The 16,383-nt window shown below is 53.8% G+C and carries 12 protein-coding genes and 2 pseudogenes; 5 read left to right on the plus strand and 9 right to left on the minus strand.

Features of this window, described 5'->3' with window-relative positions; genetic code table 11:
* Positions 1 to 174: 174 nt before the first annotated feature.
* Positions 175 to 414, plus strand: coding sequence for a YgaP family membrane protein (locus tag QPJ95_RS14725; RefSeq protein WP_270921149.1), 240 nt, complete (start codon positions 175 to 177; stop codon positions 412 to 414).
* Positions 415 to 655: 241 nt separating this feature from the next.
* Here QPJ95_RS14725 and QPJ95_RS14730 read toward each other — a convergent pair.
* Together QPJ95_RS14730 and QPJ95_RS14735 are read right to left on the minus strand one after the other, a co-directional pair.
* Positions 656 to 1,340 (minus strand): annotated as a pseudogene (locus QPJ95_RS14730) (IS30 family transposase); the annotation flags it as partial.
* 67 nt (positions 1,341 to 1,407) lie between these two features.
* Positions 1,408 to 2,537, minus strand: a protein-coding gene (locus tag QPJ95_RS14735) for an IS3 family transposase (RefSeq protein WP_390922240.1) whose coding sequence is annotated in 2 segments (ribosomal slippage) — positions 1,408 to 2,294 and positions 2,294 to 2,537 — 1,131 coding nt in all. Because the reading frame shifts where the segments join, the coding sequence is not laid out codon by codon here.
* Between QPJ95_RS14735 and QPJ95_RS14740 the strand changes: the two genes are divergently transcribed.
* Positions 2,522 to 3,190, plus strand: a complete 669-nt coding sequence (locus QPJ95_RS14740; RefSeq protein WP_286018132.1) for a dienelactone hydrolase family protein — start codon at positions 2,522 to 2,524, stop codon at positions 3,188 to 3,190. The genes QPJ95_RS14735 and QPJ95_RS14740 overlap by 16 nt on opposite strands.
* Before the next feature lie 505 nt (positions 3,191 to 3,695).
* On the opposite strand, the gene QPJ95_RS14745 is transcribed toward QPJ95_RS14740, so the two are convergent.
* Both QPJ95_RS14745 and QPJ95_RS14750 read right to left on the minus strand, forming a co-directional pair.
* Positions 3,696 to 4,724, minus strand: coding sequence for an aldo/keto reductase (locus QPJ95_RS14745; protein ID WP_270921128.1), 1,029 nt, complete (start codon positions 4,722 to 4,724; stop codon positions 3,696 to 3,698).
* A complete protein-coding gene (locus QPJ95_RS14750) occupies positions 4,721 to 5,941 on the minus strand; it encodes a mandelate racemase/muconate lactonizing enzyme family protein (protein ID WP_270921127.1) in 1,221 nt (406 codons plus the stop codon). Before QPJ95_RS14750 ends, QPJ95_RS14745 begins: the two co-directional genes overlap by 4 nt.
* Before the next feature lie 885 nt (positions 5,942 to 6,826).
* On the opposite strand from QPJ95_RS14750, the gene QPJ95_RS14755 reads away from it, so the two are divergent.
* Complete coding sequence (locus QPJ95_RS14755; RefSeq protein ID WP_270921126.1) at positions 6,827 to 7,744, plus strand: transcriptional regulator GcvA; 918 nt, start codon at positions 6,827 to 6,829, stop codon at positions 7,742 to 7,744.
* Between the two features lie 395 nt (positions 7,745 to 8,139).
* Here the strand turns inward: QPJ95_RS14755 and QPJ95_RS14760 are convergent.
* A pseudogene (locus QPJ95_RS14760) lies at positions 8,140 to 9,215 on the minus strand (tyrosine-type recombinase/integrase).
* A gap of 491 nt (positions 9,216 to 9,706) precedes the next feature.
* Here QPJ95_RS14760 and QPJ95_RS14765 point away from each other — a divergent pair.
* Positions 9,707 to 9,877, plus strand: a complete 171-nt coding sequence (locus QPJ95_RS14765; RefSeq protein ID WP_270921125.1) for a hypothetical protein — start codon at positions 9,707 to 9,709, stop codon at positions 9,875 to 9,877.
* Between the two features lie 110 nt (positions 9,878 to 9,987).
* Complete coding sequence (locus QPJ95_RS14770) at positions 9,988 to 10,458, plus strand: IS3 family transposase (protein WP_286018133.1); 471 nt, start codon at positions 9,988 to 9,990, stop codon at positions 10,456 to 10,458.
* A gap of 33 nt (positions 10,459 to 10,491) precedes the next feature.
* On the opposite strand, the gene QPJ95_RS14775 is transcribed toward QPJ95_RS14770, so the two are convergent.
* The 4 genes from QPJ95_RS14775 to gntH form a co-directional block, all read right to left on the minus strand.
* Positions 10,492 to 11,579 (minus strand): IS3 family transposase gene (locus tag QPJ95_RS14775; protein ID WP_286018134.1). Its coding sequence is split into 2 segments (ribosomal slippage): positions 10,492 to 11,318 and positions 11,318 to 11,579, totalling 1,089 coding nucleotides; the frame shifts between segments, so codons are not numbered across the junction.
* A gap of 264 nt (positions 11,580 to 11,843) precedes the next feature.
* A complete protein-coding gene (locus tag QPJ95_RS14780) occupies positions 11,844 to 13,145 on the minus strand; it encodes a HupE/UreJ family protein (RefSeq protein ID WP_270921094.1) in 1,302 nt (433 codons plus the stop codon).
* Positions 13,146 to 13,155: 10 nt separating this feature from the next.
* A complete protein-coding gene (locus QPJ95_RS14785) occupies positions 13,156 to 14,949 on the minus strand; it encodes a Rossmann-fold NAD(P)-binding domain-containing protein (RefSeq protein ID WP_270921095.1) in 1,794 nt (597 codons plus the stop codon).
* Between the two features lie 97 nt (positions 14,950 to 15,046).
* Positions 15,047 to 16,348, minus strand: a complete 1,302-nt coding sequence (gntH, locus tag QPJ95_RS14790; protein WP_270921096.1) for a guanitoxin biosynthesis MBL fold metallo-hydrolase GntH — start codon at positions 16,346 to 16,348, stop codon at positions 15,047 to 15,049.
* Between the last annotated feature and the right edge of the window lie 35 nt (positions 16,349 to 16,383).

The raw sequence follows: 16,383 nt of genomic DNA on the forward strand, positions 1-16,383 counted from the left end.
TTGACCCACATAAGGGCGCTGAGATGGTCCTTGAGAACACCCCTACAAGTGGCGTGCATGAACCTAAGGTCGCTCTGGCCGCCTCTCTGGGGATCAAAAGCTTGATTTCGGCACAGCTAGTCTTGTCTATTGGCGACGAAGACTATTTGAATTGTGCAATCAAGGAGAAATATTATGAACACTAAATCATTTCGCCCAGGCACCGATATCGAAATCAGGATCCACGACGGGATTGTAGGTGCCATCATATTGCTTAGCGTCGTTCTCGGCATGATGGTCAACCCCATCTGGTTCTGGTTGGCGGGATTAACCGCAGCCGTCATGTTCAGTAGTGCCTTTACCGGTTTTTGCCCAGTCCACTATGTGCTTTGCAAGATATACCCAATTACACCCGACAAAGACTCTACTTCGTAATTTTGGGCTTTTCCTGTCCACCGGGTGGGTTCTCACTTACATGCTGCACTACGCACAAATGGCTTACAAGGGCTCTGACCGGCCATTCGCCGCAGTGGCCACGAAGGTCCGCAAAGGGCCGTTAGTGACCGTGAGGGGAGAGGGAAGTGGCCTGATTGCTGCACCAAGCACATTTCGGCACAAAGGGCGCACAGCCGCCATTCGCTGCGCTTCGCACCAATGCCTGCTGTGCGGTGCGGTTTCAACCGGCGGACGCAACACAGGCCTCAAATTTCTCTGCTGGTGTCTGATATTGCAAGGTCTTTCTAGGCCGCTCGTTGAGTTGGCGTGCGACAGCGCTGAGTTTGGCTTGGCTGAAGCCAGATATATCAGTGCCTTTGGGGAAGTACTGTCTGAGAAGGCGGTTGGTATTTTCGTTGCTCCCGCGTTACCACGGAGACTGAGGATCGCAAAAATAGACATCGATATTCGTGGCGATGGTGAGTTTTCGATGCCCCGCCATCTCTGATCCGCGATCCCAAGTCAGAGATTTATAGAGCTCCTTGGGAAGCTTTCGTGCTTGTTTTATCAGGGCTGTCGTCACGCTCTGGGTGTCCTTGTTCGCGACCTTGGCCAGCATCACGAAACGGGAATGGCGTTCAACCAGCGTCGCGATGTAGCTGTTGTTCGATCCTGCGATCAAATCGGCATCCTATTAGCTGACAGGTGATGCTTGCATCACCGAGAGGCCAGTGGCCGGGAACGGCACGATCTTCGACCTCAGCCGGGCGGTCGCTAATCGAAACAGCATTTTTGATTTTGCGCAACTCAAGGCCCTTTTGAGTGGTGTGTCTGGAGCGTCGGATCGCACGTGGGCTGCGCAGACATTCCTGTAATTCCTTCTTTAAAACCCCTCGGGTTTGGACATAGAGGCTGCGATATATCGTTCTCCTCTCGGGACATTGCTGCGCAATACTGGACCTGTCCCGCTTTCGTTCCGCCCCTTGTGCTCATTTAGGCGGCGATCTTTTCAAAAGCCAAGGGACTTTTCCAGCCTAATGCCGAGTGTCTCCGGCGGGGATTATAGAACCCATTAATGTACTCGAAGATGGCGATCTCAGCAGCCCTGCGGGTTTGCCAAGAGTGCCGCCAGATCAATTCCGCTTTGATGGTTTTGAAGAAGGTTTCCATTGCGGCGTTATCATAGCAATTACCCTTGCCGCTCATGGATACCTTGAAGCCATACCGGCGCAGGATTTTCTGGTAATCCTGCGAGCAATATTGGCTGCCCCTATCAGAATGATGGATGCATCCTTTGGGCGGCCTGCGCAGGGTTATGGCCATGTTCAGCGCCCGTATGGCCAGATCGCGCTTCATCCGGTTGCTGACAGCCCAACCGACCACGCGCCTGGAGTACAGGTCCAGAACCACGGCCAGATAGAGCCAGCCCTCGCGGGTCCAGATGTAGCTGATATCAACAACCCATTTTTGATTGGGTCGATCTGCTGAGAAGTTCCGGTTCAGCAGGTTTGGCGTGATGTTGAACTTGTGATTGCTGTCCGTTGTGGCCTTGTACTTACGGGTTCTGACAACAGATATGCCGTTCTGGCGCATCAATCGGCCGACACGGCGGTGACCAATATCCAGACCAAGCTCTTTCAGTTCTTCGACCATTCTCGGTCGGCCGTAGCTCTGCAAACTCAGGCGGTGCTGCTCCCGGATGTGGGCCAACAGAACCATATCCCCACGTTGACGCTGGCAGGCAGGGCGTTTGCGCCAGGCTCGGTAGCCACGTGGGGTGACATCCACAATCCGGCAAAGTCGCTCTGTGGGAATGCTATTGCGGTGCTTTTCAACAAATGAAAACCTCATTTGCTTTGGTCCGCAAAGAAGATTGTTGCTTTTTTTAGCAGCTCCCTCTCCTCACGTAGAAGGCGGTTTTCCCGGCGAAGGCGCTCGTTCTCATTGGCCAGTTCCTGATCCTCTTTCGAAACAACGTCCGCGTCACGATAGGTTCTGATCCACTTGCACAGGGTGGACATACCAACCCCAAGATCGGAGGACACCTGTCGGCGGGTCAGCCCGCTGGTCAGTGCGATCCGCACTGCGTCGCGTTTGAATTCTTCGGATGATCGTGGTGCCATGGTGTATCTCCTTTGGGGCAGAATATGCTCTCAAAGGGGCGGAACAATACCGTGACAGGTCCAGCCCGTTTGAAGAAGAGCGTGCGCAGGAGCTGGCCGAGGCTGGCTATGTTGTGCTTGCGGTCGATTATTACGGCGATGGCAAACGAGCAACCAGTAAGGAGAACGCATTTGCCATGATGGGGGAGTTGAATTCTGATCGAAGTCTTCTGGCTCGACGCATGATCTCAGCTCTTAATGAACTCAAGCGCCAAAAATCCGTTGATTCCGAACGCATTGGCGCGATGGGCTATTGCCTTGGTGGCAAAGCCGTTCTTGATCTCGCCAGAACTGGCGAGAAATTTGAGGCTTGCGTGTCTTTACATGGGGTCTATGACGCTCCGCCCAACTCTGTATCATCTATCGTTCCGTCCTTACTTATCCTCCACGGCTGGGAGGACCCACTTGCAACTCCGGATAACTTCGTATCGCTCGCTTCAGAACTTACATCGAAGTGCCAAGATTGGCAGATGCTATCTTTCGGACATACAGGCCATGCGTTTACCAATCCAAATGCTCAAGAGCCCGACGAGGGTATGGCATATAGTCAACGCGCAACCCGCCGATCATGGAATGCGCTGACTGACTTTTTCCACGAGAAACTCGGAAATTGACAGTAAGATAGTTTGTAGGTTTGGGCTCGAACCTGCCCTTCGCCGCAGTAGTCACGAATGGCCGCAAAGGGCCGAAAACAACCGTGATGGACGAGTGAAAGGGCCCAATTGCTGCACCATGCACATTTCGTCACTAAGAGCGGGTTCCGGACCTTCGCTGCGGTCAACTCCAACGGCAGCAATGCGCAGATTGCGACCTTTGCAAAGTTAGCCCCCAGGGCGCGCCGACATGACGCGAACGGCCCTAATCGGACCTTCGTGCTGTACGCGGCGAACGGCTGGTTCGAGCCCTTGGTGTCGAATACAGCAACGCAGTAATTCTGCAAAGACGGAGGGTTTTCGATCCTTCGCTGCACTGACAACTGATGTCAACACAGCCCACATTCCTGACCTTGGTCAAATCAATTCAATCGACCTATCCAGCCCAGCGTCTACATTGACGATGAGCCGCCAGTGCGGCTGTGACGGTGCCAGCAGGATTCCTCTGACACGGCGTTCTGGAAAGTCAGGGATTCGGTGTTGGAACGTGCTCGGCGAGAATGTTCTCAGCCTTCAGCTCGGCCCAAAAATCCTGGGGGATGTCATGCGCCATCGCATTGATGTTTTGTGCCTGCTGTTCCGGAGAGATGGCGCCGGGAATAACCGAAGCCACGTTGGGGTGTCCAAGCGGAAATTGCAGCGCGGCAGCCGCCAGGGGAATTTCGTGGCGCTTGCAAACCTCTTCGATACGCCGGACGCGCTTTATTGGCCCGTCTGTTGCCGGTTGGTAGTTGTACATCGCGCCGTCAACGGCGCCAGTTGCCAGGATTCCGGAGTTATATACGCCTCCGATGACAAATCCCATGCCACGCTCGGCTGCGGCGGCCATTTCGGTATCCAGAACATCGTGGTCCAGCAATGTATAGACCAGAGCCAGCAGGAAAAAATCCAAATCAACGCAGTCCATGAATTGTTGCATGGTGCCCTTTTGGTTGATACCTGCGCCGATACCTCCGATGAGTTTCTGATCCTTCAGGTCGCGCAAGGCGCGATATCCCGATGTATAGAGTTGCGCCATATAGGCGTTGACCTTGGCATCGGACTCGAGATGCCAATGGTCGAGATCATGGATCAGAAGAAGATCAATATAAGTGGTCCCAAGGCGTTGAATACTGTCCTCATAAGACCGCATAATCCCGTCATAGGTATAGTCGCGACGGTGTTCAAAGGACAAACCACCGATCCAGGGAGACCGGTCCCAAGTGTCCGGATCTTTGGGGAGCGACAACAAGCGTCCGACCTTGCTCGACAACACAAACTGGTCGCGCGGGCGGCTACGCAGCGCGTGACCGAGGCGCAGTTCACTCAGGCCACGTCCGTACCACGGCGACGTGTCAAAATATCTGATACCGGATTCCCAAGCCTCTTTGACTGTGTCCTGAGCTTGGTCTTCCGGCAGAGGTCCCCGAAGCTCGCCAACCCCAGCGCCGCCAAAGCCCAACTGGGTCAGGGATACCGAGGTGGTTCCGAGGTGCCGTTTTTCAAAAGGGTTCACTGCTTGGGTCCTTCATTCAGTTTGGACACCCTTACGCGGGCATCGCTGCGCTTGAGCACATCGGGATTGAGCGCCATGCCCAATCCCGGCCCGTCAGGCGCGCTGATATGGCCGTTCTTCACCGGCGGCAGAGCCGTCACCAGATCTTGATACCAATCATAGTAGAAAGCCCGGACCATTTCCTGGATATAGGTATTGGGCGCATGCAGGGCCATATGGGTTGAGACACACAGCGCGACCGGACCTGTACAGTCGTGCCCGGTAAACGGCAGGCCGTGCGTGTCGCAATACGAAGCAACCTTGCGCGCTTCGGTCAATCCGCCACCCCAGACAATATCCATGATGACAAGGCCGAGATCACTCTTTTCGATCAGATCGCGATACTGCGCCCGCCCGCCGAGAAGTTCACCAACCGCGATCGGTGTTTCCGAAACTTCTGTGATTTTCCCCACATTTCCAAGGTGATCCATGCGAACCGGGTCCTCGATCCATGCCAGATCAAAATCCCTGAGGGCATGGCAGATTTTCTTCGCCGTTGGCACATTCCAGAGAGAATGAAGCTCGCACATGATGTCTATCTTGTCCCCGACAGCGGCCCGGATTTTCTCGAACGGGACAAGGGCTGTTTTCAGGTCTTGAGTTGAGATATGGGTGCCGCCGTGGGCTTCGGCCGCGAAATCGAACGGCCAGATCTTCATACCGGTAATGCCCATTTCCAAGAGGCTTTCCGCGACCTCATCAGCCCGGTTGAGAAAGCCTTCAAGATCTTCATAGGGTCGTTCAACTGCCGCCGCATTGATCCCGAAATTGGCCGAAACCTGGGCCGCAGCCTTGCGGACGTATTGATAGCCCGCACAGGTATTATAGACGCGAACTTTGTCGCGCGAGGCGCCGCCGAGCAGTTGGTAAATCGGTTGGTTGCTATAATGCCCCCAAAGATCCCACAGCGCGATATCGACGGCGGATGTCGCGCGCATCTCGGCCCCAGAGCCGCCACGACCGGTATATCCGGTCATCCGATGCGAATGGCGCTCGATGTCGAGGGCATTTTTACCCAGCAAGTAGGGCGCAATGAATTCGTGGACATGCGCTTCGACCGCATCCACGCCAAAAAAGGTTTCGCCCAATCCGATCAAGCCCTGGTCAGTTTTGATATGCACCCAGAGAAGGTTGGGATGCTCTTCAAGGCTAACGGTTTCTACCTCGGTGATCTTCATGGTTTGGTTTCCTGTCAGCAGCCGGTCTGATTGGTCAAAATTGACTGTAGATTCATAACTGCCTTTTGTCCCAAGCGGTTAATGTTTTCTGAAACCGGTGGCCGGTAGACCTTTCAACGCAACAAAGGGACATTGGAATTCTTGGGCGAGAAGCACAATTGCAGAATTTGGTTTGGCTATGAAGGAAGGGCAAATATGGGCCGTGAACGCCATAGTCCGCTATACGACCCAACGGCAGCAATATGCGCTTTTGAGACATCGGTGCCAAGCGCAGCGAAGGTCGGCAATCCGCCCTTTGTGCTCCATATGCCGCGTCATGCTGCACCCAGTACGAATGTCGTAGAAGGGCTGAGAGCCGCCGTTAGACGAGTTTGTCACGAACGGCAGGTCAGGGCCGTTCGCTACATTTATGGGCGCGTGAAGTGCCCCAATTTCTGCCCATGCATATATCGAATAGAAGGGCGGTGAGCCGATATTCGCTGCGATCTGCACCGACGTCTGCTGAGCGGACAATCCTGCATTCAGCGAGTTCCCAAATGGAACCAAAAGCACACTCGTCCCAAGACGGTCTACACGCTTGATAAAGGTCGTTAAAACGGAACCTCAGGCATCTTTGGTGTGTTAGATATGGGCTAGCCTTGAGGTCGCTGGAGACGGCGCGCAACGGCGACAACAACGCGATAGGACAATTCGGAAATCATCATCGACAGGGCAGTCGACCGCTCGGGGTATTGGTTGATCGGGTGGTTCATTTTTTTGTCTCCTGGCTGGGGGATGATATGTGGTTGATAATTTCTGTTAGCCTCTTCTGGACATTTTCCACAAACGATGTTTTTTACGTCTAAGGATTAGTTTTTCTTAACCGTCGCATTCTCGGAGATTTATATGCGTCGCCTACCGCCCCTAAAGTCTTTGCAAGCCTTCGAGGTAGCTGCAAGATGGTTGAGTTTTTCTAAGGCAGCGGAGGAGCTGTTCGTAACACCTGCCGCGGTCAGCCTGCAAATCAAGCAATTGGAGAGCTATCTCGGCGTCGTCCTCTTTCGTCGTATGACACGGGCGGTTCAATTGACTGAAGAGGCCAGGGCGGTCTTGCCATTGGTCACAGAAGGGTTTGACAAGCTAGCAGAAGCGGTTGACCGGCTGGCTCAGAACGAGGCGTCGGGCCTTTTGACAGTCAGTTGTGTCCCCACCTTCGCAGTCAAATGGTTGCTCCCGAGATTGCCTCATTTCTCCAGTCTTTATCCCGATATCGATGTGCGGTTGGATGCATCCCTGGAAACCCGGGATTTTGATCGTGACGGTATCGACGTTGGTATTCGCCTCGGGATGGGGGATTACCCCGGACTGGAGGTGACGCGTATTCTTGGCGAGGAAGTCAGCCCGGCTTGTAGTCCGAAAATTCTGACTGATAATAAACCCTTGCGCACCCCGGACGACTTGAAGCATCATCGCCTGATTCACGTAGATTGGGGCAAGATGACGATACAAATACCGGATTGGCACATGTGGACCAAGGCAGCCGGTGTCGAAGGTGTCAAAGTGAACCACGGCCCCCGTTTTACGATCGAAAGCATGGCGATCGAAGCAGCAATAAACGGGGATGGTGTTGCCCTGATTAGCCATTCTGCGATTGCTGGAGAGTTGAAGGCGGGCCGGTTGGTCAGGCCCTTTGATCTCACCTTGCGGACGGATATGGGCTATTGGTTAGTCTGCCCCCTGGGACGCAGGCGCCAAATGAAAGTTAATGCATTCTGCGAATGGCTGCTGGCTGAAGCTGAAAGCGACAGGACGGGAATTGCTTAGGGACAAATTCTGAGCAAACCCAGATGGAAGCGATCAGAGTTGTCGAAATTGCAAGGATCGAACAAGGTCCGGAGTCGGCGCTTTACATCAAAGTAGGTGCTATGCAGGGGCCATCCACACATGCCGTTGGACGCAATCTGGTCGAGTCCGGTCAGGGTCGAAGTACCAGTATCACTGAACCCTGTGACGGTCTGGAAGGCCCGCTAAACTGCCGCAGACTCCGTGAACAACGAAGGTCACTTCACCTATAGGCAAGCCCATCCGCATCGACAACTCGACGTTGACATAACTGTCTATCACGGGCCGGGGAGGGCGGTGCGGAGTAAGCTCGGGTCGACCCCAAACTAATCTCAATGACCGCGGTCTGGCCCCGAAAGCCTGTTCAGCTGACGGCGCTAGTTTTCGATACGATCCGAGATTTCCTTGCATGCGATTTCCATGGCGGGCCGAAGCGCATCCAACGATGGCCGAGTATATCTCTGCCCGGTTATCGACAGCGGCGTATGGTTCAGCAACCGACCAACGATCTCTTCCAGAACTCCAGCTTCCATCGGACTGTCGCAAATGTCCTGCGATGCATGTGTGGGTTGAATTTGAGCCTTTCCGGCTTGGTGATGTGCCCTGCCACCGATTTTGGAGACGGAAACACCCATTGACGGCTGAGAGGGCGCAGCGGCGCCAGGATCTCATGGTGTACCTGCAGGATAGGTAGATCAAAACTCCGGCCGTTCTTCGTCATGGGAAGGTGGATCCGATCTTCCTGGATTTGCTTCCATTGAAGAGTAAGTGCCTCGGTTTTTCTAAGACCGGTAAACAGTAGAAGTTCAAAGAAAACGCGATGAATTGGGTTGTTCAGATCGTCGATTGTTTGCCGCCATTCCTTCAAGTCGCCAATGATCCGGCCATCCGGTGTTTCTTCAAACCACTCAATAGCCATCGTAGGGCACTCAGCCAGATCGTAGGTCCGGCGCGCATGGTTGTAGATTGTCCGGAAACTGCGCAGAACATGATTTGCACCAGATGGCGTCTTGGCCATGTCCTGGTGGCGACGCACCAGCATCGCCTTGCTGATCTCGTCCAGGGGCAACCGCATCCAATCCTTGAGGTGTCGCTCCAGTTGGGTACGTGTTCCGCTCTTGTGGGTCTCTGACCGAAGTTTTGGGCGCGCAAGATACAGGTCCATCGCAGCCTCAAGAGTGGGTGCTCCGATTTGCGCCACTTTCCCAGCGCCTCTGCCCATCTCCAGAGCGAAACCAAGGGCGGTCTGCCGCGCAGCTTGCGCCGAGATGATCGGGAACCGGCCGATCAAAATGCGCTTGGTCTGGCCGCCAATATCTTTCTGGAAATACCAGGTCTTGGACCGCTTCCCCACGAAGAGCACGAGGCCTTTGATTTCGGCATCCCAGTATTTGTCGGTACCGGCTTTTGCATGAGGTAATTTCTTGGCAAATGTCTCTGTGAGCTTCGGCATATCTTTGTCGGGTTTTTGTAGGTAATGGTACGCAACTGGGTGCTACCCCATGCAATCAGATGCGATACAAAAGTCAACAAAAAGAAAGACTAAGTAGTTCAGTGATACGCCGCGAAACTCAGGATCTTTGTTTGGAAGGCTGAGGTCTTACGATTACACAACGCCCGCTCTACAGTTTCAGGATCAATTTCATAGACTTTAGGAGGTCAAGAGGCCTTTCACCGCAAAATGGTTGCAGCGTTGAACCACTGCCAAAGCATGACATCTGCCGGGTATTGCGCAAATGGCTTGGATATCAAAATTTGGCTACCTTTGTCTTCAAGGTAGTTGTCGAATGCGAATGGAGTTCGTCCCTGATCCAGGACATTGCGGTACTTTACCCCTGTCCATGAAAGGGGCACCAAATGGGACGACAGCGACGGAAATATACGGACGATTATAAGGCTGCGGCAGTTGAATGACTTTATGAGCCTAGTGCGACGCAGGGTAGCGTGTCGAGCGAGCTTGGGATCACCGGCACACAGCTGAAGACGTGGCGGCTTGAGGTAGAGACGTTTGGTTCAACAGAAGCCAAACGCCGTCAGAAGGCGGATGCGATTGAACTGGTCCGCCTTCGCAAAGAGAACAAGCGTCTTGCTGAGAAAGTGGCGATTTTGGATTGAGCCGGAACGGGGACCGATCCGGGGACCGATCCGGGGGATCGTTATCCCGGTGAAAGCATCCGCTTTTTTCGCAACGAGGGCGGTGAAACCATCCCTCTCGGGACATCGCCTTGCAATGCCCTGCCGGGCAGCGGACGAACAAGCACAGCTTCGTCACGGCCCACAAAGCGCAATATGCGGTTTCCACATTATGCCGACACCTCAAGATATCCCGAAGTTGGTTCTATGGCTTTCTGACCAGTCAGGACACCCGCGATCAGCGGCTTGTCATCCGTGAAGCGCGGGATCTGGAGTTGCTGCCAAAGATAAAGGCGTTTTTCAAAGCCAGCGGGAAATGCTATGGGTCCAAGCGCATTCATCAGGATCTAATGGCTGATGGTGAGATCGCTTCTGAGCGGCGTGTGGCGATAATAATGAAAGAAAACAAGGTGTCTCCGCTTCTGCGTAAGCGCCGAAAGCCCAAAACCACTGACAGCAAACACGACATGAAGCCTTCACCAAATCTACTGGAGCAGAAGTTCAACTGCCAGACGCCCAACACCGTTTGGCTGGCGGATATTACCTATATCGACACTCGGTAATCCCCCATTTTTAACAGGGGGCGGTCGTAGAATTTACGCGGCCATTTTCAGTTTCATTGCGGGTGTGATGCCGCCGAGGCCCATATTCGGGCGGTCATTATTGTAAGTCCATAGCCATTGTGTGGCAAAGTCCTGTGCCTCCTCTATGTTTTCGATGATATGTTGGTCCAACCATTCATGCCTGACGGTGCGATTATAGCGCTCGACGTAAGCGTTCTGCTGCGGCTTTCCGGGTTGAATGTACTGGATGATAATACCTTGTTTCTCAGCCCATTCCAGCAGCTTACCACTGATGTACTCCGGCCCATTATCGACCCGAATGGTTCCTGGTTTCCCACGCCATTCAATGATCCGATTAAGGCTGCGAATAACCCGTTCGGCTGGCAAAGAAAAATCGACCTCGATGCCCAAACCCTCGCGGTTAAAATCATCCAGCACGTTCAAGAGCCGAAACGCCCGACCATCCCCGAGGCGATCCGCCATGAAGTCCATCGACCAGGTCATGTTCGGGGCGTCCGGCACTGCCAGCGCATCGGGTTTGTCCCGCTTTAACCGTTTCCGAGGTTTGATCCGCAAGTTCAGTTCCAGTTCGCAGTAAATCCGGTAAACCCTTTTGTGGTTCCACGAATGACCTTGCACGTTACGTAGATGCAGGAAACATAGCCCAAACCCCCAAGTCTTCCGTGCGGCCGTCAGCCCAACCAGCAGATCGGCAATCTCTTCGTTCTCATCGCTCAAGAGCGGGCTGTAACGATAGCACGTCTCACTGACATCAAACGTGCGGCAGGCCAGCGCAATGCTGATACCGTGGCGCGCCACCGCTTTCTCGGCCAGACCCCGTCGTAAGGCTGGCCGGATCACTTTTTTCCCAGGGCTTCCTTCAGTAATTCTGCTTGCATGCTCATCTCGGCATACATCTTTTTCAGCCGCCGGTTCTCGTCTTCAAGCGCCTTCATTTGGCTGATCATCGACGCGTCCATACCACCGTATTTTGATCGCCATTTGTAGAACGACGCGTTGCTCATCCCGTGCTCGCGGCACAGCTCCGTTACAGGCACACCGCCTTCGGCTTGGCGTAGGATCGCAAGAATTTGGGGTTCGCTATATCTCGTCATCTTCATCAAAATCTCCTCATGCATTCTGCCGAGAAAATTCTACTTCCACATCCCCTTAGTTTCGGGGGGGATTACCATACAACCTTGAAAATGGCCGCATAGGGTCAATAACGAAACTGTCCGGGATCAGGGACGTAGTTCAAGAGTGGGAATATGACGTTCGCTGCCATACGAGATTAAAGGGCGGATTTCTCATGGGGGCCGTTCACCCAAATATTTGAGTTTTCTTTCGGGCAGTATCCGGCCCGGTCCGTGTTCGGCCTTGCCCAATCAACCGCTTTGCACAACCAGCAATGCGCGTTGGATAGTCCAGAAACCGGCCACTGCGATGCAAGGCGCGGCTATGCCCCAGCGCGCAACCAGCCAGCGACTGTCACCCAACCGCGACAACAGCCGGAACAGCGGCCAACAAGCAAGAATAATTAAAAACTGGCCAAGCTCGACGCCGACATTGAATGACAAAAGACTTTGCCAAATGTTGGGTGAATCGACCTGCAAAATTTTGTGCAACACAAACGAAAACCCCAACCCGTGTAGGATGCCAATTCCGACGGTGACCGCAAACATTGTTCGCTCAGGAGGCTGGTTCCCCTGCTTCTGTTTCATGGCCACAAGGGCCGCAAAAATGATGGACAAGGCAATGCCCAACTCGATTGTGGGGATGAACCATGCACCCGAAGGCACAAACCCGAAGAACCCAAGGCTTAGCGTCACACTGTGACCAATTGTAAATCCTGTGGTGCGTGCAAACAGACTTTTGAAGCTTGCTGCACCCAGAGCCAGGCAGATGACAAACAAGACGTGATCCAGACCGTCCAGAATGTGCAGCATTCCCTCCTTGACGAAAGTGGCGGCTGCGGCCCAAGGAGAACGTGAGATGGAAATCGGATCTTGCAGCAGGCCCCGCGCCCGGAAAACCTCGACGCTGCCAGGATAATAATCAAGGATCAGGTTTGCTGTCTTTTCTTGTCCCGGCAGACCTGGATTGAGCGAGCTGGACAGCAGGTAGGACGTCGCCTCTCCCTGTTCCGCGAACAAAAAAACCACGTCAACAACTGTATCACCAACATATGTCACAGGAAAATCCTGCGGATAGAGAGTATCCTGAAACGAGGCTCGGGCCTCGCCCAGAGTAGAAAACGGTGGTTGCCTGGAACCCGGGTACACCCTGACGGTTTCCACAGTTGCCTGCAAAACCACGCCGTTGCTGACAAACTGATGGCCGTTTGCCACCAGTTTACCAAGTCCACCAGAGTCAGCACGCAATGCCTCGACATCAAGGTAGTAGACAACATTGCCATCTTCACGGGTGTTGGTCGTGTAAGGCGCGGGATCCGGCAGGCCGTCTGCCTGTTCTGGGCCAACCAGATTGGCAACGAGATAGGGCATTGGCAGGCGAAGATAGACCCGCAAGCCATTGCTCAGATGTTCGACATGAATGATGCGCGTGTTCAAGTTCAGTAGGAAATGCGCGATGGCCGGTCCGGACAGCAGCAACAGGGCGCTCAAACATGTGGCAAATATGGCGGTCGAATATTTTCCGGGCCAAATACCAAATCCTGCGACCTTCATTTGAATTCCTCTAGATTTCCGGCTGCGCACTTGTGACCGTCATGCCAGTCAGTTTCCACGCGCCCTCAATCGGGGCGATGTCCATCACTGCGCTGAAACGAATGTTCTTCTGATGCGGATGCCCCCAATGCTCGCCGGTTGCTGTCACGCTCCAGCTCACCGATGCCTGAAACCCGCTTGCACTAGGTGTTGGCCGGATATTTGCAACACCGAAATCCCTGATGTTTTTGATGCTCCCAGCCCCACCACCTTGCATTTCGACAATAAGAGCGCGTCCCAGTTCCAGCTTCACATCCTCAAATGCATCTGCTGATACGCTCGTGCGCAGGGCCTCGTTCAACCGTTCTGGGATCTTCTCCTGAAGTGCATTGTGAAAGTTCTCAATCAACTGGCTGGCGATACGTGCGGCTGCAGGACGATCAGGTGTACTTGCAATCGGGTTCTCCATGTTAATCCACCCAATTTGTGTCGAGACAGCAGTCGCCACAAGTAGCGTTCCCAGTGCAGTGATCCTGACAATTCTGGGAATGCTCTGCCGTCTAAACAGGAAAACCGCCCCACAAAGTGTGGACACAATCAACAAGATCGTCAACATCGGCACATTAAGAGTACGCTCTTTGCCAAAGACCACAGGCGAGATAACCGGCGGCTCGTAGGTTTTGAAATAATTGGTCCACTTCAATATTGGATTTTCTGAAGTAAGGCCCGCTAGGAATGGACCTGCGGCGTCAATGGCGTTGCCTGGCACTTTGGTGACCGGATCGGGAAATACAGTCCATTCCACCGTTGCTTCTTGCGCATAACCGGCCGTAGGTGTGGAATAGATCAGGCCAACATAATCTGCATCTGCCCGAACTTCGTCTTCTTCCTGGATGAAATTCAAGCCCCTCGTTCCGATGCGCATAAAACTAAGCCGATCAAATGTCGGTATGATTTTTTTGCCATCTATTGCCATCGGCGAGCGGTCATTCAATACCGACGGCAGGCGCGATTCAATTTCTCTACGCTCTGCCTTTGTCATGGTCCGACCGGCAATCTCCACACCAACCAACTCGGCGGCATTGTGCACCCGAATAAGGGCTTCGTGACGAATTTCAAACGGGCTGGCGTACAGAAAGCTCATCATAGGAAAACGATAATGGCGCGCCAAATTTGGGTTTTCAAAACTGGTATACCACGGGTCCAGCCATTCGATGTTCAGCGTTACCCTCTTTGCCAGGTAACGGAAATCTATCACAGGAACATCGCGGTCAAACACGACCATGCCTATTGAAACCTGTGCATTGCCATCCGCGTCGAGCGGTGGGGTAAAAACAAGCCTGTCCGGGCGGGTGCCATTGAACGGATAAAACAGCTCTGCATAAAGAACACGTGGGTCATCCGGGGGGGCGGGAAAAACCTTTCCGGTGGCTGGATCGCGTTGCCCAGTGAGTGGTGAGGCCCGGTCAACCCGCATCCGGCGTTCAATCAATTGGACGGCAATCGGCAATGCAGTGCCATCAGACCGGCGAATACTCAGGCCGTTTTCGGTAAAATCGACTATCCGGTCATCGGACGTTGCCCGCAGAGGTGCATCATCCTTGAACCAGCTATTGGGAACCAGTGCGTCAAAGGTTTTGAGGTCACCCACATACACCTCAAGTTGGACGTGCACGCCGTCCTCGTCGATCCGGAATTCGGCGATATTGGGAGCCACTTCAGACCCATTAAATGCGACGTAGTCAGCCAGCGCCCAAGAGGGAGGCAGAACCGCCGCAAGCGAGAAGGCCCAGACCAGACAGGGCAAGAACAGTTTGAATTTCACTCTTGGGCGCTCCAAAGGGCTGCTTCACAAAGCGTGTTCAATATTCAAACCCGCCTCTACATAGATGGCTACCCACTTGTCTGCAATTGAGCCAATCTCATTCATTCGGCTCGTACCAAGGTCGTTGTTTGCGCCAGTCTTGATCCTCAAGACCATACTCTTCGCTGAACGCATCCAACATCTCGTTCTGGGCATTGAACCCCGGGCCCCATTCGCCTGCAGCAATGAATTCGCTGGTCGGATCTGGCCAGTTGGGGTCGGGCGGTGGTTGCCGCGTTGGTCCGGGGACCGCGCTGGCACGATCTGGTGACACGGCCATACGTTCACGCACACCGTCTTTGGTGATGTTCCAGACCATCATGTCCATCGCGATTGACAAAGGCCCGTCATATGTGGTGCGGATCAAGCCTTCCATTTCCGCATGGGCCTCCTCCATGGTATGATACGCCACCGCATGTCCTGGTTCGATTTCACTCATGATCTTGCCGAATGACGGTCCCGAGGTGTGAAATGAGCAGCACGCCCGCCAGGCAAGTTGCGCGGGTTGCCCATAATCCTCAGCAAAGAAAGTGGGGCTTGCAAAGGACTCGTGGATCACGAAATCGGCGTCCTTGGCAAATTCAACGAACCAGCGGTTGGGGGATGTGTCCCCACCGAACACCAATTTCATCCCCGCATATTCGATAATAAAACTCACCGGCCCATCACCAGCATGGATGGCCGGGATGGAACGGACCACAATTCCGCCCTCATCGTAGACTACCGCATTCTCTTTGCGATAATCAAATTCGTGCACGGTAATATTCCCCGGCACGGGCGTAATTTTGAAAGCGCGGGTCTGATAATCCCAGTTGAATGCTTTGAGAAAATGGTCAATTGCCCATGCGGTGCCCATGTCTTCAGTCTGCCCGCTTGGCCCCCAAACCTCCAGCGGCACCGGACGGCCGGATGTCCAGCCCCCCGCCCACAGAGCGTCAAGATCGCCCCAGTGATCTGTATGCAAATGGCTTATAAATACCTTGGTCAGGTATTCGGATGGGATCATCAGCGCATTCAGGTTGCGCATCGACCCTGAGCCAATGTCAAAAATGATTTTTTCGCCATTGCCAAATTCAAACAGGAAACAAGCCGACGCCTGGCCGCGCCGTTGATCCGGCATTCCGGTCCCGCAGGCGACAACGCGAACCTCACCCTCGGCCAGTGCCTCGGTTCCCGGGTAATAGACATAACGATCGGGTGCTGTACCGTTTGGATCATCCACCACGCCGCCAGCGGCCTGAGCGGCTCCGAATTCGGACCCGTGGGAAAACCCAAGTAAATTAATTGGAAGTCCGCTAGCAATAAAAGCGAAACTTGCTCCGGCGACTAACGAAATGATCTTGAGATGCCTCTTTTTCATTTTAGTCTCCTAAAGAATTTATTTGGCACAAGTCG

Source organism: Parasedimentitalea psychrophila (assembly GCF_030285785.1).
In the GTDB taxonomy this organism is placed as follows: domain Bacteria; phylum Pseudomonadota; class Alphaproteobacteria; order Rhodobacterales; family Rhodobacteraceae; genus Parasedimentitalea; species Parasedimentitalea psychrophila.

Coding starts and splice junctions, on each gene's coding strand:
- QPJ95_RS14725 (WP_270921149.1), top strand. CDS start 175: ATGAACACTAAATCATTTCGCCCAGGCACCGATATCGAAATCAGGATC.
- QPJ95_RS14740 (WP_286018132.1), top strand. CDS start 2,522: ATGATCGTGGTGCCATGGTGTATCTCCTTTGGGGCAGAATATGCTCTC.
- QPJ95_RS14750 (WP_270921127.1), bottom strand. CDS start 5,941: ATGAAGATCACCGAGGTAGAAACCGTTAGCCTTGAAGAGCATCCCAAC.
- QPJ95_RS14755 (WP_270921126.1), top strand. CDS start 6,827: ATGCGTCGCCTACCGCCCCTAAAGTCTTTGCAAGCCTTCGAGGTAGCT.
- QPJ95_RS14780 (WP_270921094.1), bottom strand. CDS start 13,145: ATGAAGGTCGCAGGATTTGGTATTTGGCCCGGAAAATATTCGACCGCC.
- gntH (WP_270921096.1), bottom strand. CDS start 16,348: ATGAAAAAGAGGCATCTCAAGATCATTTCGTTAGTCGCCGGAGCAAGT.